Source organism: Vibrio furnissii CIP 102972, assembly GCF_000176175.1.
GTDB classification, from domain to species: domain Bacteria; phylum Pseudomonadota; class Gammaproteobacteria; order Enterobacterales; family Vibrionaceae; genus Vibrio; species Vibrio furnissii.
In genome coordinates, this window is the sequence record NZ_ACZP01000014.1 from 1,101,635 (window position 1) to 1,128,373 (window position 26,739).

The 26,739-nt window shown below is 50.3% G+C and carries 29 protein-coding genes; 10 read left to right on the top strand and 19 right to left on the bottom strand.

All coding sequences use genetic code 11. From position 1 onward, the window contains the following. Positions 1 to 7: 7 nt before the first annotated feature. The 12 genes from atpD to VFA_RS23830 form a co-directional block, all read right to left on the bottom strand. Positions 8 to 1,390, bottom strand: coding sequence for a F0F1 ATP synthase subunit beta (gene atpD, locus VFA_RS15165; protein ID WP_004727734.1), 1,383 nt, complete (start codon positions 1,388 to 1,390; stop codon positions 8 to 10). Between the two features lie 22 nt (positions 1,391 to 1,412). Next, positions 1,413 to 2,273: a F0F1 ATP synthase subunit gamma gene (gene atpG, locus VFA_RS15170; protein WP_004727735.1), complete on the bottom strand. Its 861-nt coding sequence runs from the start codon at positions 2,271 to 2,273 to the stop codon at positions 1,413 to 1,415. Between the two features lie 30 nt (positions 2,274 to 2,303). After that, positions 2,304 to 3,839 carry a F0F1 ATP synthase subunit alpha gene (gene atpA, locus VFA_RS15175; protein WP_004727736.1) on the bottom strand — a complete coding sequence of 512 codons (1,536 nt, stop codon included), beginning with the start codon at positions 3,837 to 3,839 and terminating at the stop codon, positions 2,304 to 2,306. Positions 3,840 to 3,851: 12 nt separating this feature from the next. After that, the gene (locus VFA_RS15180) at positions 3,852 to 4,394 is read right to left on the bottom strand and encodes a F0F1 ATP synthase subunit delta (RefSeq protein ID WP_004727737.1); all 543 of its coding nucleotides are present in this window, start codon (positions 4,392 to 4,394) and stop codon (positions 3,852 to 3,854) included. An 8-nt stretch (positions 4,395 to 4,402) separates the two neighbouring features. Beyond that, positions 4,403 to 4,873, bottom strand: a complete 471-nt coding sequence (locus VFA_RS15185) for a F0F1 ATP synthase subunit B (protein ID WP_038151913.1) — start codon at positions 4,871 to 4,873, stop codon at positions 4,403 to 4,405. A gap of 44 nt (positions 4,874 to 4,917) precedes the next feature. Further along, positions 4,918 to 5,154, bottom strand: coding sequence for a F0F1 ATP synthase subunit C (gene atpE, locus VFA_RS15190; protein WP_004727739.1), 237 nt, complete (start codon positions 5,152 to 5,154; stop codon positions 4,918 to 4,920). A gap of 54 nt (positions 5,155 to 5,208) precedes the next feature. After that, the gene (gene atpB / locus VFA_RS15195) at positions 5,209 to 5,979 is read right to left on the bottom strand and encodes a F0F1 ATP synthase subunit A (RefSeq protein ID WP_004727740.1); all 771 of its coding nucleotides are present in this window, start codon (positions 5,977 to 5,979) and stop codon (positions 5,209 to 5,211) included. Next, the gene (locus VFA_RS15200) at positions 5,980 to 6,378 is read right to left on the bottom strand and encodes a hypothetical protein (RefSeq protein ID WP_004727741.1); all 399 of its coding nucleotides are present in this window, start codon (positions 6,376 to 6,378) and stop codon (positions 5,980 to 5,982) included. 557 nt (positions 6,379 to 6,935) lie between these two features. Then, the gene (locus tag VFA_RS15205) at positions 6,936 to 7,643 is read right to left on the bottom strand and encodes a carbonic anhydrase (protein ID WP_038151915.1); all 708 of its coding nucleotides are present in this window, start codon (positions 7,641 to 7,643) and stop codon (positions 6,936 to 6,938) included. Between the two features lie 313 nt (positions 7,644 to 7,956). Next, positions 7,957 to 8,571, bottom strand: coding sequence for an outer membrane beta-barrel protein (locus VFA_RS15210; RefSeq protein ID WP_004727743.1), 615 nt, complete (start codon positions 8,569 to 8,571; stop codon positions 7,957 to 7,959). 251 nt (positions 8,572 to 8,822) lie between these two features. Next, positions 8,823 to 9,887, bottom strand: a complete 1,065-nt coding sequence (locus tag VFA_RS15215; RefSeq protein WP_004727744.1) for an NAD(P)H-dependent flavin oxidoreductase — start codon at positions 9,885 to 9,887, stop codon at positions 8,823 to 8,825. A 260-nt stretch (positions 9,888 to 10,147) separates the two neighbouring features. Then, on the bottom strand, positions 10,148 to 10,336 hold the full coding sequence (locus VFA_RS23830; RefSeq protein ID WP_140209455.1) for a hypothetical protein: 189 nt from the start codon (positions 10,334 to 10,336) through the stop codon (positions 10,148 to 10,150). Positions 10,337 to 10,348: 12 nt separating this feature from the next. On the opposite strand from VFA_RS23830, the gene VFA_RS15220 reads away from it, so the two are divergent. After that, a complete protein-coding gene (locus tag VFA_RS15220) occupies positions 10,349 to 11,587 on the top strand; it encodes a DEAD/DEAH box helicase (protein ID WP_004727746.1) in 1,239 nt (412 codons plus the stop codon). Between the two features lie 186 nt (positions 11,588 to 11,773). Here VFA_RS15220 and VFA_RS15225 read toward each other — a convergent pair whose 3' ends face one another. From VFA_RS15225 to VFA_RS15235, 3 genes are all read right to left on the bottom strand, one after another. Next, positions 11,774 to 12,406, bottom strand: a complete 633-nt coding sequence (locus VFA_RS15225) for a response regulator (protein ID WP_004727747.1) — start codon at positions 12,404 to 12,406, stop codon at positions 11,774 to 11,776. Further along, entirely contained in the window at positions 12,403 to 13,788 is a 1,386-nt protein-coding gene (locus VFA_RS15230; RefSeq protein WP_004727748.1) for a sensor histidine kinase, read from the bottom strand. The genes VFA_RS15225 and VFA_RS15230 overlap by 4 nt, the downstream gene beginning before the upstream one ends. A gap of 255 nt (positions 13,789 to 14,043) precedes the next feature. Further along, positions 14,044 to 15,588 (bottom strand): methyl-accepting chemotaxis protein, encoded by a 1,545-nt coding sequence (locus VFA_RS15235; protein WP_004727749.1) that lies wholly within the window; start codon positions 15,586 to 15,588, stop codon positions 14,044 to 14,046. 486 nt (positions 15,589 to 16,074) lie between these two features. Between VFA_RS15235 and VFA_RS15240 the strand changes: the two genes are divergently transcribed. Together VFA_RS15240 and VFA_RS15245 are read left to right on the top strand one after the other, a co-directional pair. Further along, positions 16,075 to 17,052: a DUF1852 domain-containing protein gene (locus tag VFA_RS15240; protein ID WP_004727750.1), complete on the top strand. Its 978-nt coding sequence runs from the start codon at positions 16,075 to 16,077 to the stop codon at positions 17,050 to 17,052. Positions 17,053 to 17,080: 28 nt separating this feature from the next. Continuing rightward, entirely contained in the window at positions 17,081 to 18,115 is a 1,035-nt protein-coding gene (locus VFA_RS15245) for a methionine synthase (protein WP_004727751.1), read from the top strand. 69 nt (positions 18,116 to 18,184) lie between these two features. On the opposite strand, the gene VFA_RS15250 is transcribed toward VFA_RS15245, so the two are convergent. The 4 genes from VFA_RS15250 to VFA_RS15265 all read right to left on the bottom strand — a co-directional run bounded on the left by VFA_RS15250 (position 18,185) and on the right by VFA_RS15265 (position 22,716). After that, a complete protein-coding gene (locus VFA_RS15250) occupies positions 18,185 to 18,802 on the bottom strand; it encodes a nucleotidyltransferase domain-containing protein (protein ID WP_004727752.1) in 618 nt (205 codons plus the stop codon). Between the two features lie 165 nt (positions 18,803 to 18,967). Beyond that, positions 18,968 to 20,626 (bottom strand): putative transporter, encoded by a 1,659-nt coding sequence (locus VFA_RS15255; RefSeq protein WP_004727753.1) that lies wholly within the window; start codon positions 20,624 to 20,626, stop codon positions 18,968 to 18,970. Between the two features lie 428 nt (positions 20,627 to 21,054). Next, positions 21,055 to 21,690, bottom strand: a complete 636-nt coding sequence (catB, locus tag VFA_RS15260) for a type B chloramphenicol O-acetyltransferase (protein WP_004727754.1) — start codon at positions 21,688 to 21,690, stop codon at positions 21,055 to 21,057. A 75-nt stretch (positions 21,691 to 21,765) separates the two neighbouring features. Then, the gene (locus tag VFA_RS15265) at positions 21,766 to 22,716 is read right to left on the bottom strand and encodes a ketopantoate reductase family protein (RefSeq protein ID WP_004727755.1); all 951 of its coding nucleotides are present in this window, start codon (positions 22,714 to 22,716) and stop codon (positions 21,766 to 21,768) included. Positions 22,717 to 22,838: 122 nt separating this feature from the next. Between VFA_RS15265 and thpR the strand changes: the two genes are divergently transcribed. The 7 genes from thpR (at position 22,839) to nifW (ending at position 26,661) form a co-directional block, all read left to right on the top strand. Further along, the gene (gene thpR / locus VFA_RS15270) at positions 22,839 to 23,420 is read left to right on the top strand and encodes an RNA 2',3'-cyclic phosphodiesterase (protein ID WP_232281727.1); all 582 of its coding nucleotides are present in this window, start codon (positions 22,839 to 22,841) and stop codon (positions 23,418 to 23,420) included. 144 nt (positions 23,421 to 23,564) lie between these two features. Continuing rightward, positions 23,565 to 23,981 carry an Rrf2 family transcriptional regulator gene (locus VFA_RS15275; protein WP_081454243.1) on the top strand — a complete coding sequence of 139 codons (417 nt, stop codon included), beginning with the start codon at positions 23,565 to 23,567 and terminating at the stop codon, positions 23,979 to 23,981. 98 nt (positions 23,982 to 24,079) lie between these two features. Beyond that, entirely contained in the window at positions 24,080 to 24,514 is a 435-nt protein-coding gene (locus VFA_RS15280) for a DUF1360 domain-containing protein (RefSeq protein WP_004727758.1), read from the top strand. 121 nt (positions 24,515 to 24,635) lie between these two features. Further along, on the top strand, positions 24,636 to 25,154 hold the full coding sequence (locus VFA_RS15285; protein ID WP_004727759.1) for a hypothetical protein: 519 nt from the start codon (positions 24,636 to 24,638) through the stop codon (positions 25,152 to 25,154). Positions 25,155 to 25,282: 128 nt separating this feature from the next. After that, positions 25,283 to 25,621, top strand: a complete 339-nt coding sequence (locus VFA_RS15290) for a hypothetical protein (protein ID WP_004727760.1) — start codon at positions 25,283 to 25,285, stop codon at positions 25,619 to 25,621. A gap of 76 nt (positions 25,622 to 25,697) precedes the next feature. Then, positions 25,698 to 26,285, top strand: coding sequence for a DUF1294 domain-containing protein (locus tag VFA_RS15295; RefSeq protein WP_004727761.1), 588 nt, complete (start codon positions 25,698 to 25,700; stop codon positions 26,283 to 26,285). Between the two features lie 100 nt (positions 26,286 to 26,385). After that, positions 26,386 to 26,661, top strand: coding sequence for a nitrogenase-stabilizing/protective NifW family protein (gene nifW / locus VFA_RS15300; protein ID WP_004727762.1), 276 nt, complete (start codon positions 26,386 to 26,388; stop codon positions 26,659 to 26,661). Positions 26,662 to 26,739: the final 78 nt, after the last annotated feature.

Genomic DNA, 26,739 nt, shown 5'->3' on the forward strand with positions numbered 1-26,739 from the left:
CTGCCAATTAAACTGTTTTGGCTTTTTCAAGTACTTGTTCGATCGTGCCGCAGTACAAGAATGCTTGTTCTGGGATATCGTCGTACTGGCCATCCAGCAACGCTTTGAAACCAGTAATGGTGTCTTTTAGCGGTACAAACACGCCGGATTGACCGGTAAACACTTCCGCCACGTGGTAAGGCTGAGTGAGGAAACGTTCCACTTTACGTGCACGAGACACCAGACGTTTGTCTTCTTCAGACAGCTCATCCATACCCAGAATCGCGATGATGTCTTTTAGCTCTTTGTAGCGTTGCAGCGTCATCTGCACGCGTTGAGCCACATCGTAGTGCTCTTGGCCCACAATTTGTGGATCCAACTGACGTGAGGTGGAATCCAATGGGTCAATCGCTGGGTACAAACCAAGTGCTGCGATGTTACGTGACAGTACAACGGTCGCATCCAAGTGCGCGAAGGTGGTGGCTGGTGATGGGTCGGTCAAGTCATCCGCAGGAACGTATACCGCTTGGATAGACGTGATCGAACCGCTCTTGGTTGAGGTGATGCGTTCTTGCAGGACGCCCATCTCTTCCGCCAAGGTGGGTTGGTAACCTACTGCAGAAGGCATACGACCTAGCAGCGCTGATACTTCGGTACCCGCCAAGGTGTAACGGTAGATGTTATCGACGAACAGCAGTACGTCACGGCCTTCATCACGGAAACGTTCCGCGATGGTCAAACCGGTCAGCGCCACACGCAGACGGTTGCCCGGTGGCTCGTTCATTTGGCCGTACACCATGGCCACTTTGTCCAGAACGCCAGCTTCTTTCATTTCGTAGTAGAAGTCGTTCCCTTCACGGGTTCGTTCACCCACACCGGTAAACACAGACAAACCAGAGTGCGCTTTCGCGATGTTGTTGATGAGTTCCATCATGTTGACGGTTTTACCCACACCTGCACCACCGAACAGACCGATTTTACCGCCTTTAGAGAACGGGCAGATCAAGTCGATGACTTTGATGCCGGTTTCCAGCAGGGCAGTGCTGTTGGCTTGTTCTTCGTAGCTTGGTGCAGCGCGGTGAATGCCGTATTTTGTTTCTTCACCAATCGGACCACATTCGTCGATTGGGTCACCCAGCACGTTCATGATACGGCCAAGTGTTTTTTCGCCAACAGGCACGGTGATTGGGCCGCCAGTGGTTTCACACTGAATGCCACGTTTCAAGCCGTCTGATGAACCCATGGCGATACAACGTACGATACCGCCGCCCATTTGTTGCTGAACTTCCAGTACCAGTGACGAGTTGCCGCCAACCACTTTCAGCGCGTCGTAGACTTTCGGGCCTTGATTCTGCTCGAACTCCACATCAACAACCGCGCCAATCACTTTGACGATTTTGCCAATACTCATAATAAAAACCTCAAATTTCTCTCTAAACCGCCTGGGCGCCTGCAACAATTTCGCTCAGCTCTTGGGTAATCGCAGCTTGACGCGCTTTGTTGTACACCAGTTGCAGGTTCTCAATCAGTTGGCCCGCGTTATCTGTCGCAGCTTTCATGGCCACCATACGCGCGGCCTGTTCACAGGCGATAGTCTCAACCACACCCTGATACACCAGCGATTCCACGTAACGGTGAATCAAATGGTCAAGGATGTCTCGAGGTGATTGTTCGTAGATGTAATCCCAACGACTGTGTTTATCGCGCTCAATATCCTCTTTCGGAAATGGCAGCAGTTGCAGTACGTTTGGTTTTTGCACCATGGTGTTCACAAACTGGTTGAACACCATATACAAACGATCGATTTTGCCTTCGGAGTAGTGCTCCATCATGGCGTTCACGGTACCCAGCATATCTTCCAGTTTTGGCTTGTCGCCCAGACCGGAAGTCTGTGCGATGGATTTACCCATCGATTGGAAAAAGCCAATGGCTTTTGAACCGATCAAGGTGGTATCCACTTCCACGCCTTTGGCGCGCCAATCCTGCATCTCAGTCAGCACCTGTTTGAACAGGTTGGAGTTCAAACCGCCGCACAAGCCGCGGTCTGAAGAGATGATGATGTACGCCACACGTTTGATTTCCCGCTCTTGCAGGAACGGATGGCTGTACTCCAGCGTGCCGGATGATACGTGGCCGATCACTTTGCGCATGTTGATGGCATAAGGACGCGATGCTTCCATGTTGTCCTGTACCTTGCGCATTTTACTCGCGGCCACCATCTGCATCGCGCTGGTGATCTTCTGGGTATTCTGAACACTGGCAATCTTGGTGCGGATCTCTTTCGTATTTGCCATAAAGGCCTCCTACTGAGTGATGCAATACCCTTATTGCAGTGCCATGAACGCTTCCATCAGCGCAAACAACTGACTTTCAATCTCGTTGTTGTAGTCACCGGTCGTATTGATGGTTTGCAGTAGTTCAGCCGCATTCGAGCGAGCGTAAGACAGCAAATCGTCTTCAAACTTAGCGATGTCATGTAGCGCGATGTTGGTCAGGAAACCTTTCTCTGCTGAGAAAATCACTACGGCTTGCTCTGCCACACTCATCGGTGAGTACTGTTTCTGCTTCATCAGCTCAGTCACTTTTTCACCGTGGTCAAGTTGACGACGTGTGGTTTCATCCAAGTCGGAAGAGAATTGAGCAAACGCGGCCAGTTCACGGTACTGCGCCAGTGCAGTACGAATACCACCAGACAGTTTTTTGATGACTTTAGTTTGCGCAGCACCACCCACACGAGATACCGAGATACCTGGGTCAACCGCTGGGCGTAGGCCGGAGTTGAACAGTTGGGTTTGCAGGAAGATCTGACCATCCGTAATCGAAATGACGTTGGTTGGTACGAACGCTGACACGTCACCCGCTTGGGTTTCGATGATAGGCAGCGCAGTCAATGAACCGGTTTTGCCTTTCACTTCACCGTTTGTAGCACGTTCTACGTATGCTTCGTTCACGCGTGCTGCACGTTCGAGCAGACGAGAGTGGAGGTAGAACACGTCGCCAGGGAATGCTTCACGGCCTGGTGGGCGTTTCAGCAGCAGGGAGATTTGACGGTAAGCGACCGCTTGTTTAGACAAGTCATCGTAAACGATCAGTGCATCTTCACCACGGTCACGGAAGTATTCGCCCATGGTACAACCGGCGTAAGGTGCCAGGTATTGCAGCGCCGCCGCTTCAGAAGCAGAAGCCACCACGATGATGGTGTTGTCTAACGCGTTGTGCTCGTCAAGTTTACGAACCACGTTGGCAATGGTGGAGGCTTTTTGGCCAATCGCCACGTAGATACATTTTACGCCCAGAGATTTCTGGTTGATGATGGCGTCAATGGCCATCGCGGTTTTACCTGTTTGGCGGTCACCGATGATCAGTTCGCGCTGACCACGGCCGATTGGCACCATGGAGTCCACGGCTTTGTAGCCCGTTTGAATCGGTTGGTCGACCGATTTACGGTCAATTACACCCGGTGCAATCACTTCAACCGGTTCCATGCGATCGAATGTGACCGCACCTTTACCATCGATGGGTTGACCCAGTGTGTTCACCACGCGACCCAGCAGGCCGTTACCCACAGGCACTTCCAGAATGCGGCCGGTGCCTTTGACTTTCATGCCTTCGCATAGGTCCGCATAGGGGCCCATGACCACCGCGCCAACTGAGTGACGTTCAAGGTTAAGCGCCAGTGCAAAGCGGTTATCTGGCAGTTCCAGCATTTCACCTTGCATCACGTCAGACAGGCCGTGAATGGTGATGATACCGTCGCTTACAGAGACAATAGAACCTTCGTTACGTGCTTCGCTTTCTAGATCGAAGTTGACGATACGCTGTCTGATTAATTCACTGATTTCGTTTGAATTTAATTGCATTTCTTTACCCCATTACACATGTAGGTTGGTCGAGAGGCGGCCGATATTTGAGATGACGCTGCCATCAAACACGGTTTGGCCGGCTTTAATCACCACACCACCTACCAGGGATGGATCCAGTTGTTGTTCCAGCGTGATGGTTTTACCAAATCGCTGTGTTAATGCTTGAGTCAGCTGTAGCGCTTGCTCATCATCCAACGGCTCGGCCGTACACACTGTCACATTCATGGTTTGTTGGAGTTCCGCCACATAATCACGGAACTGGCTCAGGACTTCGCTCATCGCTTTGAGCCGATGATTCTCTGCCATCACTTTCAGAAAGTTTTGAAAGTATTGGCTCATAAACTCACCACCCACTTGTAGCATCATCTCCAGCAGCGGCTGTTCAGAGCTATCATCATCCATCTCATTGAGGATCAGGATGGTGTTAGGTTGAGTCAGAATCATCTCGGCGATGGACAGCATTTGCTGCCATTCGTCCAGCGCGTCGGTTTCTTTGGCGAAATCAAACGCGGCTTTGGCGTAAGGTTGAGCGACGACAGTTAAGTCAGACATGCGTCCTCCTACATTTCACTGATGAATCGGTTCACAAGATCGCGATTCGCAGTGCTGTCGAGATTACGGCTAATCAGCTTGCTGGCACTTTCTATAACCAAGTCAGCCATTTCCGCTTTCAGTTCCTGACGCAGACGGTTACGTTCGTTGTCGATTTCCGCCTTGCCCTCCGCAATGATGCGGTCTTTTTCTTGTCTGGCGAGTTCCACCGCTTCAGCGACCAATTGGTCCTGACGCTGCTGACCTTGCGCGATGATGGCCTGCGCTTTTTCGCGCGCTTCGGCAATCACTGTGGCGCCGTTGGCTTTCGCCAGCTCAAGTTCTTTTGCGGCTTTGTCTTTCTGAGCCAGACCTTCAGCAATTTCGGCGCGGCGCTCATCCAGTAGTTTGACGAGTGGTGGCCATACGTATTTCATGCAGAGCCACGCGAAGATCACGAACGAAATCGCTTGGCCGAGCATAGTGGCATTGATATTCATAGCACCCTCACATTCATAACGTGTTTTTGACGATTAATTTCGAATTACGCTACGGCGAAGATGATGTATAGACCGATACCGACACCAATCATTGGTACCGCATCCACAAGACCCATCATGATGAAGAACTGGGTACGAAGCATTGGGGTCAAGTCAGGTTGACGCGCGACACCTTCCAGATATTTACCTGCCAGGTTACCGATACCTGCGGCTGCACCCGCGGCACCCAAACCAATCAATAGTGCACCGGCTACATAGAGAACTGCGCTAACGATATCCATAACAACTCCTAGAATTGAATCAACAAGTTAAAATTAAATAAATTAAGAAATAAATTAGTGGCTTTCTTCAACAGCCATCGCCAAATAAACAACGGTCAAAACCATGAATATGAAGGCCTGAAGAACGACGATTAAAATATGGAATAATGCCCATGGAACACTCAGTGCCCATTGCATCCACCATGGCATCAATGCAATCAGAATAAATATCATTTCCCCTGCGTACATGTTGCCGAATAATCGCAAACCTAGTGAGATAGGTTTTGAAATTAACGTTACCAGTTCTAACACAAAGTTAACTGGATATAACAAAGGATGAGAAAAAGGTTGCGTAGTTAACTCTTTAATAAACCCTTTCAGACCTTTGTTTTTTAACGTATAGAAGATCACTAAAACGAATACACCCAAAGCCATCGACATCGTAATATTTACGTCGGCTGACGGTAGGTCTCTAAAGTGACTAATTCCCATCATTCGTGTGACTGCTGGAACTAAATCGACAGGCAATAAATCGATCGCATTCATCAGCAGAACCCAAACAAATATCGTCAGAGCGAGAGGACCAATCAACTTGTCTTTGGCCAGAAAAATCTCACTCACCATGTTGTCCACGAATTCAAAGATTAATTCGATTAAACATTGGAAACGACCCGGTACTTCTTTAGTTCCTTTGCTAACCGCAAAGCGGAACGCCAGAATGAAGGCGAGACCCATCACCCAAACCACGATCATGGAATCGATATTGATGCCCGACCAACCCTCGCCAGAGGTAAGAAAGGTCAGGTGGTGCTCAATGTAATCATGAGCAGATTGAACCTTCTCCATCTATGCTTTCCTTTCGGCCTTGTCTTTGAACATCGGTGTGAAAAAATGCCCAAGCATCGTGACACAGAACGCCAGCAAGACCACAATGTTGCGTAGAGCCATGAATCGAAAGGTCAATACAAACATCAGGATGGTGTATATCACTTTGATATTGCGGCTTAAGTTCATTAAGTCGCGCAAACTCTCCGTAGGTTTGAACTTCGATTTAATGGATGCCAGTAACATTCCGATCAAGGACGGGACCACCGCGATCACGACACCCACAAACGCAGATTCTGCGCTTAATGTGCCGTATCGCACGTACTCAAATCCGATGAATAACAACCCTAAGGCTGCTTGAGCACACAGTATCCGCTTGCCTGCCACCATAATGGCATTGCTGGTAATACTTGCTTCCATAAACCACCTTGTTAATTAAAATTACACTTCAAATTGATAATTAAAATTCACAAAAACCGTTATTTTGTTGAATTTAAAATATTCCGATAATTAAAATTCACAGATTTAAATTGCCGATGATAAATATAATTCACAGAATAATGGTAACCCGAGAAAACAACCTTCTCGTGAGTCCGAAAAAATATACACCCATCATTCGAAAGGTTTGAAGCCTAATAAGCTGAAAATTATCATTTCATTTTTGACGGTTATATTTATTTGTTTTTCAGAAATTTTGGGGATAGATTAAAAAGCAAGTTTGTATCGCAACACAAACATAGCTCTTCACAAGGACGCGACCCCATCGGCTCGAGTTATTATGTGTTGGCAATATGAACCCAAATAAAAGCTAATTTTTTGATTTACCAGAATCCCACTCTAGACCCGTTGTCTAGAGTGGTTTTTTTATTTGTTTTTTATTAAATTGGTGATTATTTAAACGTAATAAAAATTAACCCCGTGTTTTTATTCACGAGGTTATTCATATTTTTGGATTATTTTAGATTTTTTACCAGCAACTATTTGCTTAATATCACTCGAGCATGATGCGGCTGAATTGGGCGGTTATTGTGGCCCATGTGGGTGGTCAGCACTGCCTCTTGCTGAGCCGACAAAACTTGCGGCTGTTTCAGCACCAACCAACGAACCCCTTCAGTGCATGGCGGCGTAGTTAACGAGCCATTAAATCGATAATAATCAACTGTTTGTGGCAATAGTTCGCCCACCGAGAACGTCGCGCTCAGCGGCTGTGATTGACCCGGTTTCGGCAATGTCGCCGTCAGTTGATTCAGTGCCGTATTCGCTTCACCCACTTCAAACATCACCGCCAACACTGCCAAGTTGCCTTGTGCGTCCGCATTCACAAAATGTGCTTCCATTGGGTATTGATGCGTGTTGATGAGGTTTTCAGACGGCGTGTGGAAATGGAACTGCTGTAACGTGAACGTTTTGCCATCCACGGTCAGCGTGTTATCGCCACTGACACTGGCCTGCAAGGTGTGTCCATTGTTGGTTAACGCAGTGACCGTACCGGCATAATGCACCGTTAAAGGGGCCAGTTTGGCGCTGACCGTTTGCTTGATATTGATGGGGCTTTGGTTGACCCCAGCGGCGCACACGGACGACACGTTCCCCCAATGCGCCGGGCCATGTTCGCCCTCATATCCCCATTCTGATGCATGCGCATTGACCGCGACAGTGCGCTCACGGCCATCGCCAAACCTAATGTTTTCATGATACCTCCTTTTATGTGATTGAATTGCCTCGGGTGATTGCGTGATCCCGTGGGCAAACGCTGCATAGTAATGCCCCTTTTTATGCAGGGCGTATGCTGAAACATTAGATTGAGGCGTGAAATTGGAAGGGTGTTCTCAAAGCTTCAAAGATGGGCTGATTTTGGCAGGTTAACGGCAGTTTTTTTATGAATTGTTATTATTTATCAGTGAGATAAATATAAATAAACCTCAAGTTATCGGTTGGCGCGCGTGATGTGCTCATTTTTCGGTGTTCGTTTGCTGCGCGCCAAGTCGGTCCACGTGATTAAAAGTGGTAACGGATGCCGGCGTAACCGGTGCTTAATGTGACGTCAAAGTCTTCGACATCGACTTGTGCCGCGCGATAACCCACGTGCAGATCCACATGTTCGTTCAATAACACGCCAAATTCAGCGCCGTATTGGAACGCAGCTTCTGATTTTGAGGCTGAAACACCGTACTGCGTGGCGGTTGCATCCAGATCGATGGTACCCAAACCGGCAATGAGCGCGACGTACAGATCGGCGTGATCATATGAAACGATGAATTTTGGACGCACATTGATGAAAAATGCATCGCCTTCCACGTCAAGTTGGTCGGCAAAATTCACTTCACCGAAATGGCGGTACTCAAGTTCGACCCCCAATTTCACCACTTTGTGGGTGTTAAATTCATAACCAGCGAGCAGGTTATAACCAAAATCACCGAAATCCCCGGTTTCGTTGGTCGACAAACTGCCATATTCGATCTCTGCATTGTTGTATACGCCCAGCCCAGCGCCGACGTAAATGGTGCCGTTGGATTTTTCTTTCGTGCGCGGAGTGTCCTCGGTCTGAGCGATGGCGGCAGAGCTGATGCTCAGCATCGCGATAGCAGACGCGAACCATGGATTGAAGTGCATAGTTTCCTCTAAATAGATTGTGTTTTGGGTGATGACGATGGCGTCATCCATGAAGTGGCGTAACGATAGCATAGCTCTTTGTTGAGTATGCAATTGATTGTTATAAGAATGACTAAGGCAACAGATGGGGTGAACGTCCACATGGCGTTACAGTGCGTTGTTTTGTAAATAGTGCGTTGTTTTGTAAATGATGTGTGATGGCGATGAGGCAAACAGGTGCAATGCCTCATCGCGAGAGGCGGTGTAGCGCGCTATTGGAGGGGGCACATGCCGCTTTCACTGGCCAGCAACAACGTCAGTTCGGCGGCAGAGATCGCAACGCAGCCTGAGGTGTTCTGACCACACCACAGCGGTGAGAAATCGTCACGGCCGTGAGGTTCGGCCAACGCACGCAGCGCCGACATCTCGGCTGAAGCATAAGGAAACTGCGGTGCCAGTGCAGATAGGTAGCCCAAGTCGCGCATGGCTCGGTTGACAATGCCACGTGCTGGTCGTCCGGAAAACAGATTGGTTAAGGCGGTGTGCTCAGCGCGAGGTGTGGCAATCGCTTGGCGATGGAGTGGGGACGTCTTGGCTTCACTGCACAGCAGATACGCTGTGCCCAGTTGCACCGCTTCAGCGCCCAGTGTCAGCGCTGCTTTGATCCCTCGGCCATCGGCAATGCCACCAGACGCGATGACCGGAATCCGCACGTTGTGGGCAATTTGTGGCACCAACGCCAAGGTGCCAAGCTGGGTGGTGACGTCATCGGTTAAAAACATACCGCGATGGCCGCCCGCTTCAATACCCTGCGCGATAATGGCATCCGCGCCATGTGCTTCTAGCCACAACGCCTCTTGCAATGTGGTGGCCGAAGACAACACTGCGCAGCCCCACGATTTCACGCGCGTCACTAATTCAGGGCTTGGCAACCCAAAGTGAAAGCTGATCACGCGAGGGTGGAACGGCTCAATGGCATCGGCGATGTCATGGCTAAACGGTAAACGGCTGGCGCCGCCACGGTGATGTTCGGGCGCGCTACCGAGTTCGTCAAAGTAGGGGCGTAGCGTCTCGCGCCACACGCCCTGTTGCTCGGCATCGTGTGGCGGCATAGCATGGCAGAAAAAATTGAGGTTGAACGCTTTGTCGGTTGCCGCCTGCATCGTCTTGATTTCGCTTTCGATTTTATCTGCGCTCAGCATGCCGCAAGGCAGCGATCCCAAGCCACCGGCGTCACACACCGCGATGGCTAACGTGCTATCTTGCACGCCTGCCATCGGAGCTTGAATGATCGGAAACTCGGATCCTAACAACTCAGTGATCTTTCCTTTATACATCGTGCTTCCTTGATGAGATCGTTAAACGGCAATAGTCAGTCGGGGAGGGCATCAGCGGTTGCTGACACGATTAACGTTGCGTGATGACTGGAAATGAGTCAAATAGATTGTGATTTAGGCGATTGAAACTTTGATAGCAACGACAACATGGTGCATAAAATGCGACGCATTGCAGCGCAAAGATCAACGGCTTGCGAGATGGTTTGGTGTTCGCGACTGAGAGAAACCTTTGAAGTGCGCTTTCTACCCCAAGGCACGATTTACAATGTAAAACCTACTTGAAAGCGCAGCATTTCGGCACTGCGCTGTTTTGCTTTCTGACGCATTGCATCGGCGCCGCTGCTTTCAGCGCCTAAAATAGGATGGTTCACCCCATAGATTGTGGTAAAGTCCGCGCCTGCGTTTTCCCGCATTTTTATTGTTTCAATTGCCTCTTCAACCCAAAGCACAAGGTGTCGCCAATGCCATTTTCTACTCTCTCATTGAGTTCTGAGCTGATTCACGCACTGCCAAAAGACGTCAAGCAGCCGACCGATATTCAAGCGTTAGCGATTCCAGAGTTATTAGCTGGCAAAGATGTGTTAGCACTGGCGAATACTGGCAGCGGCAAAACGCTCGCTTATGCTTTGCCGTTGTTAGACAAACTCCACGCAAATCCTCAGCAAAAAGCGCTGGTCCTTGTGCCAACGCGAGAGCTGGCAATCCAAGTGAGTGAAGCGATCAACCAAGTTGGTCAAGCGCTTGAACTCAACGCCGTGTGTTTGTGTGGCGGCGTTGATAAAGCGCAGCAGCAGCAGGCGCTCGCGACAAATCCTCATATTCTTGTCGCGACGACTGGTCGTTTGGTTGATCTGGTGAATCACGGTTTGGATCTGAGCCATATTCATACCCTCATATTGGATGAAGCGGACCGTTTGCTAGACATGGGCTTTTGGCCGGATGTACAAAACATCGCGATGCAAACCGCCAATCAGCGCCAAACGGCAATGTTCTCAGCGACCTTTTCTGAAGCGTTGAAGGAAAAAGCGAAGCAGTTGATGCACGCACCCAAACAGGTGGCCGCGCATCAAGAAAATAGCACCAATCAAGACATCACTGAAACGCTGTTTTTAGTCAATAAAGGTAGTAAAACCAAAGCGTTGATTGAACTTATCCAACAAAATGCTTGGACGCGAGTGTTGGTCTTTATCGGTGCGAAAGAGAACGCCGATGGCTTAGCGAAAAAGCTCAATAAAGCGGGGGTGTCGACCACTGCGCTGCATGGGAATAAGAGTCAAGATGAGCGAGAAGAAGCGCTGGCTCAATTTAAATCCGGTCAGGTCAACGTATTGATCGCCACGGATCTGTTAGCGCGTGGCATTCACATTGAACAGCTGCCGGTTGTGATCAATTTTGAACTGCCCATGCATGCTGAAACATACGTTCACCGAGTGGGGCGTACCGCCCGCGCAGGCGAGCAAGGTGTGGCGATGTCGTTGGTCTGTCATGGTGAAATGGACGCACTGAACGCGATTCGTCATCTCACTCAACGTGCATTACCCGTGCAGGATTTAGCAGGTTTTCCTGTGACGGACAAACCGTCAACAGGTGAGAGCAAACGCGCGCCACGTGATAAAAAGGCCAACCGCCGTACCAACAATAAGAGCAGCATTAAACAGTTTCAGGGGAAGGTGAAACGCCAAACGCCGAAAAGCAAATAAACGAACAGCCACGCTGCTATGCTTCTACACCTCGAGCTACCATGCTTCTACACCTCGAAGTGAGCTGCGTGGCTCTGTTTTATCTGGCGTTTGTTGGGATCGTTTGGTTCACGTGTGGCCACTGACTCGGTGGCGATTCAAGTGTCCGGTGCACGGGCACCGAACCACTCAATCGACGGGGATGGGTTATTTCAGCAAGCTGGCGTAGATCTGCAAGCCTTGCGGGGTGAGTGAGTACACTCGGCCGTCTTCTTTGGCAACCAAGCCGCTATTCACCAATTGACGTAGGTGGAAGTTAAATTTGGTGTGATCTTCAATGCCAACCATGCGGCACAGATCCATAAACTTCACTTTACGATGCAATTTGAGCTGTTTGACCACCGTGCGGCGAATCGGGTTCGACAGCGCGCTGAAGATCTGGTCGTGCTCGCTTTCGGCAATATCCGCTTTCGGTGCGTGCTCTGCGTGGACGCGCTTCAGAGTGACCGATAAAGCCGCGAGATTGAACGGTTTGGTGAGAAACTCATCGGCGCCTTTTTTCATCGCATCAACGGCGATATCGACAGTGGCAAATGCGGTGGTGATGATGATGCCGATATTTGGCTGCAAGCGACGCAGCGACGTTAACGCATCAATGCCCGTCATGCCGCCCATCACGACGTCGAACAGCGCCAAATCAAACGGCTGTTTAGCTGCGATATCGAGCGCGTCTTCGGCGTTGTCACAGGCCGTGACAGCGAACGATTCTAACGTCAGCGCTTCGACCAGCACTTCGCGTAGCTGTGGATCGTCTTCTGCGAGTAACAGTTGTAACGTCATTGCATTTTCCTCGGGATACGAACTTCAACGGTCAGTCCATTATCATGGTTATACAGTAAGAGTTCGCCGTTGTGTTGCGAAATAATTTGTTTACACAGTGCCAATCCCATGCCCGTCCCTTCGCCTTTGGGCTTGGTGGTGAAAAAAGGCTGGGTCGCTTTGGCGAGCAGCGCATCGGGCATGCCGCCACCGCAATCGGTGAACGTCAGGATGGCATTGAGCTTATTTTGAAAGCCTTGAATACGCAGCGATTTGTGGGTTGTGCTCGCATCCACACTGTTGCCAATCAGGTTGGTGAACACTTCTTCGAGCAGGCCTGCATCACCATAAACGCTCAACGTGCTGTCGACATTCACCAATACATCAAAGCCTTCTAGGCGATATTGATTGAGTGACAGCGCTTGGTCGACGATTTCGGCCAACCGAACCGGTTGACGATGGATCGCTTTGTGGTGCGCGTAATTGAGCACTTCTTGGCTGATCTCCGCCGCGCGTCCTAAACCGTAACGAATGCGGTCGATTTGACGTTTGTGATTGCTGTCGTGCGCCAGTTGATGTTCGAGCAAATCGCAGCTCATCAGCGCACTGCTCAAAGGCGTTTTGATCTCATGGGCGATGGCGGAAGTCAGTTCGCCCAATTCGCGCAGTTTGGCATCTTGCAGCGAGAGCTGCAGCGCGGATTGCAATTGCTGATCGTGCTCTTGATCGAACACGCGCATCGCATTCCACAAACTGAGCAAAATCCCATATCCGCACAGTAAGCGAATGATCTGCACCCACAACGCCGCGTCGTCGGTCAAAAAGCCGGTGCTAAAGGCATAGGCAATCAGCGCCAAGCCCAGCAACTTAAACGCGCCGGGTGAGCCAAACCCTTCAAACTCAACTCGGTCGGCATAACTGTAAACCGCGAGCCCCGCCAATGAGCTAAAGCCCAGCCCCAACACCCAACGAATGTGGTTGCTGGCGTAATGGATAAACACCGGATACGCATAGTGATGATGCAGCCAGTACACACTGACCACAAACACGAACAGAAACAAGACGATGGCTTTTTTGATCAGCGTGATTTGGCGTTGCGACCACATACTCAAAGGCAACATGCGCCAAGCAAAATAGGCCAAAGGCAGAAACGACAAGCCCAGTTTTAACACACGAAAGGTGTCGATGCCGCGTGTCAGAATGAATTCATGTTGATAGAGATCGAAATAAAGTTCAGACCAAATATGAAAGGCGTGGACCAAGCCAAACAGGGCAAAAATAGGCAGTAATTGGGCAATTCGATTGCTGCTGTTTTTTAGGTTTCGCGAGAATATGGCGAAAGCGGCGGCGAAAAAAGCCAGCCCTGAAAGCAGATAGAGTTTGAAAATGATGAGCATGTCCATTGCGCGAGTCTAAATGACATAAATGCGACTATCAATTCAGGAAATTGCTCAAAACATCACAGTTAGATTGCAGGAATCGGTATTGTAGCACGCCGCTTGCACAGGCTTGGGGAATTGAGGGGCGGGCAGGGAATTGCCCCAGCGGCGTTGGTGACAATCCGCGAGTGGCCACGAACGCTCATGTGTTGCTATCGGTGGGCGGTTCTATCAGACATCGCGGCGGTACCATGCCCGCTGCGCGTTGCCAAGGACGTTTTACTTGGGTGGATAGTAACCAAGGCGCATGCCGCCCCAATGGCGTCCATTCACCATCACCGGCACCGAAATATCATGCATCACTTCGCCCGTGTCGCGTTTATAGGTTTGCAGCAACATGGTTTGCGTGTGCTTGCCGCAGCGTAGGCCGACGCGGTCACCAAAAATTCGTTTAGTGCGATTACGCGCCATGTCGACTTTGGGATCGCCCGTCAGGGCTTGGCAAAATTGGTTGTTGTGGGTGGGCACGTAACCGTGATCGTCCGTGGCAATGGCGTAAACCATTTCGCGGCGCTGTTGGATGACCGGCTCTTGCAGTTCAGGCAACACGGCATCGCAGTATTGATCAAACGCGGTGTGATATTTGGCCGGCGAGGTATTGGCGATGGGTTGATGCTGACGATCAAACAGCGCCTGTTCGGCGATTTTGCCGGATGCAATATCGGCTTCAAAACGCGCGCCGACGGCTTTCGCCAATCCGGCGGCTAAATCGTAGAACGGACGATGAATGCTTTCTTCAAAGTGTTCCACCAACACCGCATTGCTGTGTTCGGCGATCTGCATTAATTGCTCGGCTTCGCTTTGTAAATCAGAGAGTTCGTTGTCGCTGTCGGACAGCTCGCCCTGAATATGTTCAATCGATTCAGCGATTTGGCGCAGGCTGCGTTCGTTGGCAATCACATCCTGACTGATGCCACTCATTTGCGATTCTACTTCTTGCGATTGATGGGCGATGCTGTGCAGCCGCTGATTGACACTTTCGACTCGGGTGACACCTTGTTCGACCTTATCGGACAGCGCGGTGATGGTGGCCGTCACTTCCTGCGTTTCATCGAAAATTTGCTGCACAATGCCCGAAACTTCTTCGGTGCTGCGCGAAGTCCGTTCGGCAAGGCTGCGAACTTCATCGGCTACCACCGCAAACCCGCGGCCACTTTCACCAGCCCGCGCCGCTTCAATGGCGGCATTGAGCGCCAAAAGGTTGGTTTGCGCGGCGATGTTTTCAATCACTTCGGCCACCGTTTTGATGCGGTGTACTTGCGCGTCCAACGTTTGAATTTGGGTCACGGACGTCGCCGTTTGCGCGCTGATTTGCTGCATGCCCGCGATGGCGGATTCGAGCTCGCCGCGCCCCGCTTCGCTGGTGTCGCGCATGGTTTGCGTCGCGCCAAGTGCTGATTGCACACTGGTGGCGGTCACGGCGAGGGTTTCGGTGATCGCATTGGAGGTGTCTGCGATGGTTTGAATGGAGTCGACTTGGCGTGAGGTTTGCGTTTTCACCACATCAATCGCGTACGAGACCTTGGCCGCACTCACGGCGTTGGTGTTGAGTTCGGCAGCAATCAAGGGGGCAATCACCTCTGCCTCGGTTTGAGCCATGTCAGCGTTGGCAGCTGTGTGCCCAACCCGTTGCAACAGCCCCATGATGACGCCCGTGAGAAGAATCAGTGCAGCACTTTCGATGCCGAGCCAAGCGCCACCTGCGGCCGCCAAAATGGCGCAGGCAGAGAGGTTCAAGCCAATACGTTGTTGAGCGGATAGCATACGTTGTCCTAGTCGTTATTATTGTGATGTTGTATCCCGATTCGCCAATGTCACATGCTGGTGAGGATCCATCCTGATCAAACCAAGTCATGCTTAAGCCGCATTCAGGGTGTCGGGTATGCCTAAACTATAGCGTGATATTCACAGAGGGAACGTTGAGCTTGTGCCGCCTTTCACTAAAGTCTAATTGCGCCTCAAAGCAGATATGTTAGGTCGCGATTTGGCGTGTCACACGCCATTCCGTCTTGTATGCAGACCGTCTAAAACCCAATCATTAATTATTTTCATGTTGAACATGAAGTAATGCCACTTTTATTCATATAACCGCACATGTATAAAAAATACAGCGCTCATAACTCCAAATAATATTGATGGGGCTGGTTCACCTAACCCAATCACGCCGCTCACATCGCATAACAACCGTGAAATGGACGAAGCGCAGAAAAGTCACTCAGATTTAGCTCAGCAATAGGAAGGATGGTTACCATGAATACAGGCTTTAAATTTACGATTAACAGTGTGGTCTTTGATGAAAATTATCATCCTTCTGATAGCACACGTATTACCACGAACTTCGCCAACTTGGCGCGTGGCGAAAGCCGTCAGTCGAACCTGCGTAATGCGCTGAAGATGATTGATAACCGCTTCAACGCACTGGCGAACTGGGACAATGCCAGCGGCGATCGTTACTCTGTTGAGCTGGAAATCATCTCGGTGGATCTGGATATCGAAGGCAGCGGCCAAGCATTTCCATCGATTGAAATTCTGAAAACCAACATCCTTGACCATAAAACCAACGAGCGCATTGAAGGCATTGTGGGCAATAACTTCTCCTCTTATGTGCGCGATTATGACTTCAGCGTATTGCTGCTAGAGCACAACAAGAACCAACCGACATTCTCGATTCCAGAAGGCTTTGGCGACCTGCATGGCAAGCTGTTTAAAACGTTTGTGGATTCGCCAACCTACAAAGAAGCGTTTGCTAAGCCGCCAGTCATTTGCCTGAGCGTGTCAGACAGCAAAGTCTACGAGCGCACGGAAAATCATCACCCAATTCTAGGCGATGAATACTTGCCGAATGAGTCGTCACTGACCGAGCAATACTTCAAAAAAATGGGTTTGCAGGTGCGATACTTCATGCCCGCGAATAGCGCCGCGCCTTTTGCGTTCTTCTTCTTTGGCGATCTGCTGAATGATTACACCAATCTGGAGCTGATCAGTACCATCAGCACCATGGAGACGTTCCAAAAGATCTATCGCCCGGAGATCTACAATGCGAATTCGTCGGCAGGAAAACGCTACCAGCCGAACTTAAAGAACCTCGATCATTCCATTACCCAAATCGTGTATGACCGAGCAGAGCGTAGCCAGTTAGCGGTTGAACAAGGGAAGTTTGCGCAAGAGCACTTTATCAAGCCTTATCAAACCATTCTTGAACAGTGGTCTGCCAACACACCTTTGTAATTCACTCAAATTAATAGAAGAATTGACTATGAAAAAACTATTACCAACTTCAACCTCTGGCAGCCTACCGAAACCAACTTGGCTTGCTCAACCGGAAACACTTTGGTCGCCTTGGAAACTGCAAGGTCAGGAACTCACCGACGGTAAGCACGACGCACTGCGTGTGTCACTGCAAGAGCAACAACAGGCGGAAATTGATATCGTCAGTGATGGCGAACAGACGCGCCAACACTTTGTGACCACCTTCATTGAGCACCTCAGCGGCGTTGATTTTGAGAACCGCAAAACGGTCACGATTCGTAATCGCTATGAAGCGAGTGTGCCAACCGTGGTGGGACCGGTGTCACGTCAGAAATCGGTGTTTGTCGAAGATGCCAAGTTCCTGCGTCAGCAAACCGACAAGCCGATCAAATGGGCGCTGCCTGGGCCGATGACTATGATCGACACTCTTTACGATGATCACTACAAGAGCCGCGAAAAACTGGCGTGGGAATTTGCCAAAATTCTGAATGAAGAAGCGAAAGAGCTGGAAGCGGCAGGTGTGGACATCATCCAGTTCGACGAACCTGCGTTTAACGTTTTCTTTGATGACGTGAATGAGTGGGGCATTGCGGCGCTGGAGCGTGCGATCGAAGGCCTGAAATGCGAAACCGCGGTCCACATCTGCTATGGTTACGGCATCAAAGCCAACACCGATTGGAAAAAGACGCTCGGGAATGAATGGCGTCAATACGAGGCAGTGTTCCCGAAATTGCAGCAATCGAACATCGATATCATTTCGCTCGAATGTCACAACTCACGTGTGCCCATCGAACTGCTGGAACTGGTGCGCGGCAAGAAAGTGATGGTGGGTGCCATTGACGTGGCGACTAACACGATTGAAACCCCTGAAGAAGTGGCCGACACGCTGCGCAAAGCGCTGCAATTTGTCGATGCAGATAAGCTCTATCCATGCACCAACTGCGGTATGGCGCCTCTGTCACGTGACGTCGCCCGTGGTAAGTTGAATGCCCTGAGCGCTGGCGCTGAAATTATTCGCCAAGAGATTTTGGCGAAGTCCTAAATCAAATAAGAACATCTTAAGTAAGAAACCCAGTGCAATAGGCGTTGGGTTTCACTCTTGAATAAATTTTTATAACAGCACAACTTTCCTTGCTAACGACGTCAACACATCAAGATTTAACGGCTCTCTAAAAGTCTGTTCAAATAAATTAAGAACGAATGGATCGCACTGTTTTAAGTAGTTGAAACTTTTCTTTGAGCCCAGAAACCATAATCCGCGAATATCGAAATATATCTCCAGAAGGTCATGCTGAAGCCATGTACGACGATAGTTGCCATCTAAGTCGTTGTAATGCGCGCGCTCCAACATTTTCATCACCCATTTTTGAAGATGTTCCCTATCTGCATCAGACATCGGCGGTTTGCCTTCAGCGAGAATTTGCTTCACTTTTGCCAGGTACTCAATGCCTAAGCCTTGCGTATCGTATATGACTTTTCCATCACCGAAACGAAGAGCTTCTTTAGGAATTGAATTGAGACTCGCTGTCGGATAAACCCATACATCAAGAAAAGTACCGTGAAATAGCCTGGCATCTTTAAGTTCATCCGGGCGGTCACAGAAGCAGGCCATATCGATATCACTCGTTTCCGTTGCTTCATTACGTGCATGAGAACCATAAAGAATGATGGTGTGAGGTGCATATTTTTCTATGAGCTCTTGCTTGGCTAAATCTAGGATGTCGTCCATTTTCCCTCTGGGTATCAACACTTGTTTAAATTAATATTCAATGATGCACATATTTGCATGTCTTTTGAAGTAGTTGAAACGCATGGCGAAAAAATCGTGTAAGGTGTCATAAGTTATGTTGCTACAGACGATAAAAGAAACGGGCCTAAGCCCGTTTTTTTTTATCTACATGCTCCACAGGATGAGCGCCAGGATTTGCGGCGAGAGGATCCTTAAACACATCACCAGTGGATAGACCGTGGCGTAGGCGAGGGCAGAAGCGCCGCTCTCTTCGTGAATGGCGTTGGCAAAGGCCAGCGCTGGTGGATCGGTCATCGAACCGGCCAACATGCCGCAGATAGTCAGGTAGTTAATGTGGCCGAGTACGCGAGCCAGAATGCCGACCGTGATAAGTGGAATTGCGGTGATCAACACGCCGTAACCCATCCAACTCACGCCGTCACCTTGTACCAGCGTTTCGACAAAGTTCCCGCCGGATTTAAGCCCGACCACGGCCAGAAACAGCACAATACCGATTTCGCGCAGCGCTAAGTTGGCGCTCGGTGGCATAAACCAGTACATCTTACCGATGCTGCCAATACGGGCGAGGATCAGAGCGACAATCAGCGGGCCGCCCGCTAATCCCAGTTTGATCGCGGCAGGGAAACCCGGCAGATAGAACGGAATCGAACCCAGTAAAACCCCTAAACCGATCCCGACGAACACGGGTAGCATTTGCACCTGTTGCAGCTTTTGGTGGGCGTTACCCACCATGCCGCTAACCGCTTCAATTGCTTCCTGACGGCCAACCAGATTGAGAATGTCACCAAATTGCAGGGTTGAATTGCTGGTGGGCACCAGTTCGATACCCGAACGGTTTAAACGGGACACGACCACGTCGTATTTCTCTTTCAAATCCAGATCGCGTAGCTTCTTGCCGAGCACAATTTCATTGGTGACGACCAAACGTTGCACGCGCAGCGCTGTGCCACGAGTCGACAGCGACGCATCGACTTCTTCCCCAATCACCAACCGCGCTCTTTCGAGGGCGTTTTTGTCGCCTACTAAGTGCAGTAAGTCGTTCACTTCCACGCGTGAATCCGGTTTGGGAACATGCAGTGTTTCACCCCGTTTGAGGCGCGAACATACAATGTCACCTTCGCTTAGCGCCGGAATATCTTGCAGTTGCAAACCATTCAGATTGGGGTTTTTAACAGCGACGTTGATGGTGTGCAGATTCTCTTTTTTGTGGCCGTTGTGGGTTTCAAACTCGTCCGCTTCACTGTTGACGTTGACGCGGAAAATCATGCGAAGCAGCCACATGGTGATCAGAATGCCGCAGATACCAAATGGGTAGGCGATGGCGTACCCCATGCCGGTGAGGTCGAGTAAGTTGCTCTCTGCGCCCAGTTCGGTGAGGATTTGTTGGCCTGCACCGAGGGAGGGCGTGTTGGTGACTGCTCCGGAAAAGACGCCTAACATGACGGGCAGTGGCACATCAAACAGGTAATAAAGCGCAACGCTCACCACGCAACCGAGTAGAACAATGAGGGCCGCAAAGCCGTTGAGTTTGAGCCCGGAACTTCTCAGTGAAGAAAAGAAACCGGGGCCGACCTGAATTCCGATGGTGTAAACAAACAGAATGAGGCCAAACTCCTGAATGAAGTGTAAGGTTTCGTAGTTGAGTTGAACGCCCCAAGAGCCGGTAAAGTGACCGACCAGAATGCCGCCAAACAGCACCCCACCGATCCCCAAACCGACGCCATACACGCGCCAATTCCCAATCCACAGACCCAACACCGCTACCAGCGCAAGAATACTGATAGAGAGTGCGATATCACTCATAGCGAGTCTCCTGATCAATTAAAAATCATGGCGGGCAAACGCGATTGAACAGCAGACAGGGGTAGGCGTAAGAACTGCGAGAGTAAAACTGCAAGCGTGGTTAGGTCTACAGCTGAGGGGTTCAAATACGGAGACTCAATGGCTGTCGTCCGTTTTGTTGTTGCCCTGAACTGATTACCAGTAATACTGCAATGGTGCATAAAAGTTAACCGTGGTTATGCAAAATTGTGCACCTTAGCGGATATTGGTTCGTCGTGATAAATCTTTGTTAATTATAGGTAAATAGCGTTTATAAAAAGGGATGAAAGTAAATAAAATGCGACGTGAATGCCAGCCATAATTAGCCAACGAAGTGTGTGAGCGATGACGGTTTTTACGCCGTCATGCGCCGTTGAAAATTGAAAAATTAGAGACAGGTTTTGCGCGGCTTAGTGGTTGCGGATCTTACTTTGCCAGTAGTGGTACAACCCGTCGATGTCGCCGGATGTCAGCAGTTTCATTGCCCCCTTGAGCTGCGCATCTGGCCAATGCCACCATTGCATCTCCAAGAGTGTCTCGATCTGTTCGGGCGTGAAGCGGAAACGAATGTGTTTCGCGGGATTGGAACCGACGATTTCATACGGCGCGACGTTTTTCGTCACCACCGCACGGCTGGCAATCACGGCACCATCGCCAATGGTCACGCCGGGCATGATCATCGCTTCTGAACCAATCCACACATCATTACCAATCACGGTATCGCCAGCGCGAACAAACCCATCGTCGGCATCGGTAAAGGCATCGTCGTCGACATAAAAGAACGGGAAAGTGCTGACCCAATCGGTGCGATGGCCTTGATTGCCCGCCATCATAAAGACTGCGCCGGAGCCGATGGCGCAGAACGCGCCGATGATCAGCCGATCCACATCTTCGCGATCAGGGTTTAAATAGCGCACGCAATCGTCGAAGCTGTGGCCGTGATAATAACCGGAGTAATAGCTGTGGCGACCCACGTGAATGTTAGGATTGGTCACCTGTTCGGTGAGCGGTTGACCTGAAAATGGATTGTCAAAGTAGTTACTCACAACGATTCCTTAAGACGGTTTTAGACGACGGTATTGCGTGGCCGTGCCACTTAACACGTCGGAAAGTGTAAACGATTAAGCTGGCCGTTGACCACTGGCGTGCTGCAACAGTTGGCTTATCAGTTCTGTGGTGACCGCCGGTTCGCCCAATTGGCGACAGTTCTCAATCACCGGGCCACAGATTTCGTGAATCTCCATCGGGCGGCCTTTTTCACGATCGACCAGCATCGAGGTTTTGATCGCATCAAACTGACAAATGAGATCGAACATCGCATCGACGTCTTGCTCGGTCATGGTCACGCCGGCCACACTTGCCGCACGCGCTGTTTCCTGCATGATGGTGTGAATGGTATGGCGCAGCACCGGATCGCGCGTCACCACGCCAGTGTCTTGCATGGTCAGCGCGGTGATGGGATTGACAGCGTTATTAATCATCAGCTTGCGCCACAATGCGTAACTCACGTCGTCATACAATTGGTTGGGAATACCCGCATCAAGGAAGATGGCCGCAAGCTGTTCTAGCCATGGTTGTAGGGTCGGGTTGTGTTGTACGTTGGGCCAGGCGCCAAAATCGATTTGTGCAATGCCTGTCGCTTCCACCACGCCGGGGCTGAGCACATGGGCACCAATTTTCACCGCCAAGCCACCAATGGTGCGTTCGACGCCGAGCGCCTCGGCAATCACTTGTTCGTTGGTCACGCCGTTTTGAATCGACAACATCGGCACTGAACTGCCTGCCAACCAAGGCTGCATTTGCGCCAAAATTGGTGCGGTTGTGCTGCCTTTTGATGCGAGGATTAGCAGATCGAAGTCCGCTGCGTTCTCCTGCTTGCAAAGGCCCGCGACGTCGGTGGCGTTCACGCGGCCTTCAAACGAGAAATCAGGATGGCTGAGCGATAAGCCGTGGCTTTGCAAGGCATCAAGGTGAGCGCCTCGGGCCACCAAAACCACATCGTGACCAGCATGTAGTAAACGCGCTGCGTAGTAACATCCAATGCCGCCAGCGCCTAAAATCGCGAATTTCAAGGTTCTCCTCCTGAATGACCTTATTTATATTAGAGTCAACAGGTTACCCCTTATCGGAGTATGCGGCCAGCGGTTTCAGTCGACAAAATCTGCTTTAAAACGCCGCAGAAAGGGAGAATAATTTGTCGTCTCTCATTCAGGATCTCAACCCACAGGAGTGGATGATGAATTCGGACTTGCGTTGTTTCTTTGCACTGACCTTTGCTGCCGAGGAAAAAGCTCAGCTTCGCCGCGAGCGCGAGCGGCTCAAAACTCATGCCACAAAGGGGACGTTTACGCACAGCGATAACTTTCATCTCACATTGGAATTCATTGGTGAGGTCGCAAGTGAGCATTTACCCACGCTGAAAGGCTTATTGCATGAGCTTGAATGCGCGCCGATGACACTTCATGTCGACCATCTCGGTCATTTCCATATCAAAGGTCGTCAACTGATTTGGCTGGGTGTGACCCAACAACATGACTTGATGGCCTTGCAAGCAGCACTACGCATGAAGCTCGCTGACACCCCCTTTCCTCCAGAAAATCGACCTTATGTGCCGCACATTACGTTGGGACGGCACGTGATGCTCGATACCCGTTTGAGCGACATACCGATGGCGCCGTTGACGCTGGTGGTGCATTCCGTCGCGTTGATGGAAAGCAAGCACGTCGACAACAAGCTGATCTATGACGTGCTAGAGGAAATTCGTTTGGTCGACTGAGCCGCCCGTATGTACCATGGGCAGCGGTGTGCTGCTTAGTTCTCGCCCTTAGTTTGAGTGCGGCGTCGCTGCAATTGGCCGTTGGTCTTCGTGCGTTGGCTTGTTAAGATGACGACCTCAACCCTGTAACCGATATCCGACCCCATGAGACTAGACAGCCGCCTTTCCCGTGTTTTGCACATCCTTTTGCATTTGGTGAAACAACCGATGACGTCGGAGCAATTTGCGACCATGCTCGGCACCAACGCGGTGGTGATTCGTCGCACGATGGCGGGGCTGCGAGATGCGGGGTATGTGACGTCCACCAAAGGGCAGGGCGGCGGCTGGACATTGTCTTGCGATCTCCAGCGCGTGACCTTACTCGATATCTATCAGGCGGTTGGCGAGCCGAAGATTTTTTCGATCGGCTTTGACAACGTCAACCCCAATTGCGTGGTCGAAAAAGCGGTGAATGCGTCGTTGCGTGACGTGCTGCACGAAGCGGAAGTGCTGCTGCTGACTCGCTTTTCTCAAATCTCTCTGGCGGATCTCAGTCAAGAATTTATCGCGCAACTGGAGTAATCCTCGCATCCCCTCTGTTTAAAAAATAACCTTAGTTTTTTTGGCGTTGATCTCGTTTATCTCCTAACGTAACATTTTGAGTTACATTAGGAGGCGTCATGATGAATACACTATTTGATCAAGAACTGTTACACGGTGTTTGGGTTTGTTTGGTACTGGCGATCAGTGCATCGAGCATTTCCATCACCATCACACAAACCGAATTGTTTGCGCCGTTGCGCGCGTTCACTGAGCGTTTGGGGCACATGATCGGTTACCTGTTTCGCTGTTTTTACTGCATGAGCCACTGGGTGGTGATTGCTGGCGTTGTGGTTTATCAACCGGTGGTGGTGCAAAGCCCGTATTGGCCAGTGGATCTGGTGGTTTCCACGTTTTTTGCCATCACGCTGAGCAGTTTTTTCAGCGGTCTGATGTTTCAGGTGTTTCAGGCGGCGATGGGTAAAAAAATCAAAGAGCTTGAAGTTCAAGCACTGATGGCGGCTGCGGCCAGCAATGCATCCTCGGCCGTCAAGGCGGAGAAGGCTAAGGCATAATCTGTCTGTTGTGAAAGGAGGCAGTGAGTGCTGTTGAAGCGCGACACGGCCTCCTTGCATCTCGCGAGTGGTGATTGAACTACACTGTAGAAGGGATTCACCGAAACAAGTGAGAAAGACGATGAACAATTGGATCATGGCTGGGTTGATTGGCTTAACCTGTAGTTTCTCGACGTTGGCCTTGGCAAACCACCACGAAAAAACCGAAGGGATGATGGATGACGACGACATGGGCGCCATGCATCAAACCATGGGCATGTCTGCTGAAGAACGTGAAGCGTACAGGATGAAACTCAACGCGTGCGAAAAAGAGGGCCACAGTACCCAAACGTGTGAAGCGAAGTTAGAGCGCAGCCTCGGCAAAGCGGGTTCGATGCATCAAATCGACGAAGACAAAGCCAAATCGATGGACAAAGGAAAGTTGATGGACAAAGGAAAGTCCATGGAAAAGGCCAAGTCGATGGATAAAGCGAATGCCAAAGGCATGTCCGCGGAGGAGCGTGAAGCGTACATGACGAAACTCAAAGCGTGTGAGAAAGATGGCCGCAGCGCAAAAGAGTGTCAGGCGAAACTCGATAAACAGATGAACAAAGACAAAATGATGAAAAAAGAGAAGGACAAAAAAGACAAAACCTATTGAGTGTCCATCGGCATCTTGAGGGCGAACATTAGGTTCGCCCTTTGTTTTTCAGTGGCTTAACAATTCATGGATGCCTCATGTCGCCAAGCATGGCACAATGGCGCACTCCATTTTAGGATCACGAGCTCATGAACGATCTCCACCTCTACGTGGCGGCGATGTTGGATTCGACGCCTGCGCTGACGATTGCCGAACGCACCACAAATGAAGACACCACGCAAGACGACCAAGGTGAGCGATTTTACACGCGCGAACAAACCGTGACGTTTACCAATGGTGTGGTGATCCATCAATCGATTGAACAAGCGTTCGATGTGCAGCCCAACGATGCCGTGTGCGCCGAATGTTGGATCAGCTATCGTGTCGTGAGCGAGCCGGAAACGATGAATATTACGCCGAAGCGAAAGCATTTTATCAATGCGTGTCAGCAGGCGTTTTGGCTCAATATTCGCCGTGCTCAGCAGTAGTTGCGGGCTGCACTAGCGTTCGAGACGAACTGGTTTAAGCTTATAAAAAATAATCACCGACAGAGAATAAGAATCAGTGAAAGGCAAAATTACGCGTTGGCATGATGACAAAGGGTATGGCTTTATTACGGCGCCGGACGGCAAGAGTAAAATCTTCGTCCACATTTCGGCGGTGAAACATCGCGCTAAACGACTGGCGAAAAACGACACCGTGTCATTCGATGTAGAGCAGGATCGCAAAGGCCGATTGAACGCCGTGAATGTCGAATTGACTGGGGTTAAAGGGCTGTCAGTCACCGCGTTGTTTGGTGGCACGTTTTTGGTGTTTGTGTCGGGTGCCACCGTTCTATTGGGCGGTTCGGTGCTGTTTATTCCGCTTTATTTGGTGATGAGTGTCCTGACGTACATGGCGTATGCGGGCGATAAACGGGCCGCACAGTTGGGCAATTGGCGCACATCAGAAAATACCTTACATGTGTTGGCGCTCGCCGGTGGTTGGCCCGGTGCGTTAATGGCACAAAGCCAGTTGCGGCATAAATCGAAAAAGCAGCCGTTCAAAACCATTCTGTGGCTGACTATTTTCATCAATATGGCCGGCTTTTTCTGGACGTTCTCTCAGCCCGGACATGACGTGATGAACCGTTTGACTCATTTGATTCTCTAGCGCATCGCGCTTAAAGAATGTGCAAAACGCCCGCGCGATATCAATGCAGCGGGCGTTTTGCGTTTGTAGACTGGTGTTTCGATGACCGAGGATCGAAACCGTGAGCGACAACACTATTCAAGACATCATTGCCAGCTTTACTTCCATTGAACAGGCACTGACCTACTTTGAGATCGACTTTGATAGCCGATTTATCGACGAGTATCGTGAACCACTGGTCAAACGTTTTTATGGCTATTTACTGCTCGAAAAACCGCAGGATTGGTTTGCTGCGCGGCGTGCACTGAAAAACGCTTATTGTAAAATTCAGCGAGGTCGGTTGGATCCGCATACGCGTTCGGCGTGCCGTGGCTGCACGTCATGCCAGCGTCGCTGAGTAATTTTTCTGCGGAAAGAATGCGGGGGCGATAGACAAGTGGCTGGATTGCATTTGCCTTCATGTCCCTCGCGCTGC

Excerpts from the sequence above, each read along its gene's own strand:
- VFA_RS15255 (WP_004727753.1), bottom strand. The coding sequence starts at position 20,626 with ATGAGTGATATCGCACTCTCTATCAGTATTCTTGCGCTGGTAGCGGTG.
- VFA_RS15200 (WP_004727741.1), bottom strand. The coding sequence starts at position 6,378 with ATGGAAGCAAGTATTACCAGCAATGCCATTATGGTGGCAGGCAAGCGG.
- VFA_RS15225 (WP_004727747.1), bottom strand. The coding sequence starts at position 12,406 with ATGACGTTACAACTGTTACTCGCAGAAGACGATCCACAGCTACGCGAA.
- VFA_RS15180 (WP_004727737.1), bottom strand. The coding sequence starts at position 4,394 with ATGTCTGACTTAACTGTCGTCGCTCAACCTTACGCCAAAGCCGCGTTT.
- atpD (WP_004727734.1), bottom strand. The coding sequence starts at position 1,390 with ATGAGTATTGGCAAAATCGTCAAAGTGATTGGCGCGGTTGTTGATGTG.
- atpA (WP_004727736.1), bottom strand. The coding sequence starts at position 3,839 with ATGCAATTAAATTCAAACGAAATCAGTGAATTAATCAGACAGCGTATC.
- VFA_RS15230 (WP_004727748.1), bottom strand. The coding sequence starts at position 13,788 with ATGGACATGCTCATCATTTTCAAACTCTATCTGCTTTCAGGGCTGGCT.
- VFA_RS15240 (WP_004727750.1), top strand. The coding sequence starts at position 16,075 with ATGAATACAGGCTTTAAATTTACGATTAACAGTGTGGTCTTTGATGAA.
- VFA_RS15235 (WP_004727749.1), bottom strand. The coding sequence starts at position 15,588 with ATGCTATCCGCTCAACAACGTATTGGCTTGAACCTCTCTGCCTGCGCC.
- VFA_RS15215 (WP_004727744.1), bottom strand. The coding sequence starts at position 9,887 with ATGTATAAAGGAAAGATCACTGAGTTGTTAGGATCCGAGTTTCCGATC.
- VFA_RS15280 (WP_004727758.1), top strand. The coding sequence starts at position 24,080 with ATGATGAATACACTATTTGATCAAGAACTGTTACACGGTGTTTGGGTT.
- VFA_RS15285 (WP_004727759.1), top strand. The coding sequence starts at position 24,636 with ATGAACAATTGGATCATGGCTGGGTTGATTGGCTTAACCTGTAGTTTC.
- VFA_RS15275 (WP_081454243.1), top strand. The coding sequence starts at position 23,565 with ATGAGACTAGACAGCCGCCTTTCCCGTGTTTTGCACATCCTTTTGCAT.
- atpG (WP_004727735.1), bottom strand. The coding sequence starts at position 2,273 with ATGGCAAATACGAAAGAGATCCGCACCAAGATTGCCAGTGTTCAGAAT.
- atpB (WP_004727740.1), bottom strand. The coding sequence starts at position 5,979 with ATGGAGAAGGTTCAATCTGCTCATGATTACATTGAGCACCACCTGACC.
- VFA_RS15245 (WP_004727751.1), top strand. The coding sequence starts at position 17,081 with ATGAAAAAACTATTACCAACTTCAACCTCTGGCAGCCTACCGAAACCA.
- atpE (WP_004727739.1), bottom strand. The coding sequence starts at position 5,154 with ATGGATATCGTTAGCGCAGTTCTCTATGTAGCCGGTGCACTATTGATT.
- VFA_RS15220 (WP_004727746.1), top strand. The coding sequence starts at position 10,349 with ATGCCATTTTCTACTCTCTCATTGAGTTCTGAGCTGATTCACGCACTG.
- VFA_RS15185 (WP_038151913.1), bottom strand. The coding sequence starts at position 4,873 with ATGAATATCAATGCCACTATGCTCGGCCAAGCGATTTCGTTCGTGATC.
- VFA_RS15210 (WP_004727743.1), bottom strand. The coding sequence starts at position 8,571 with ATGCACTTCAATCCATGGTTCGCGTCTGCTATCGCGATGCTGAGCATC.
- VFA_RS15250 (WP_004727752.1), bottom strand. The coding sequence starts at position 18,802 with ATGGACGACATCCTAGATTTAGCCAAGCAAGAGCTCATAGAAAAATAT.
- VFA_RS15290 (WP_004727760.1), top strand. The coding sequence starts at position 25,283 with ATGAACGATCTCCACCTCTACGTGGCGGCGATGTTGGATTCGACGCCT.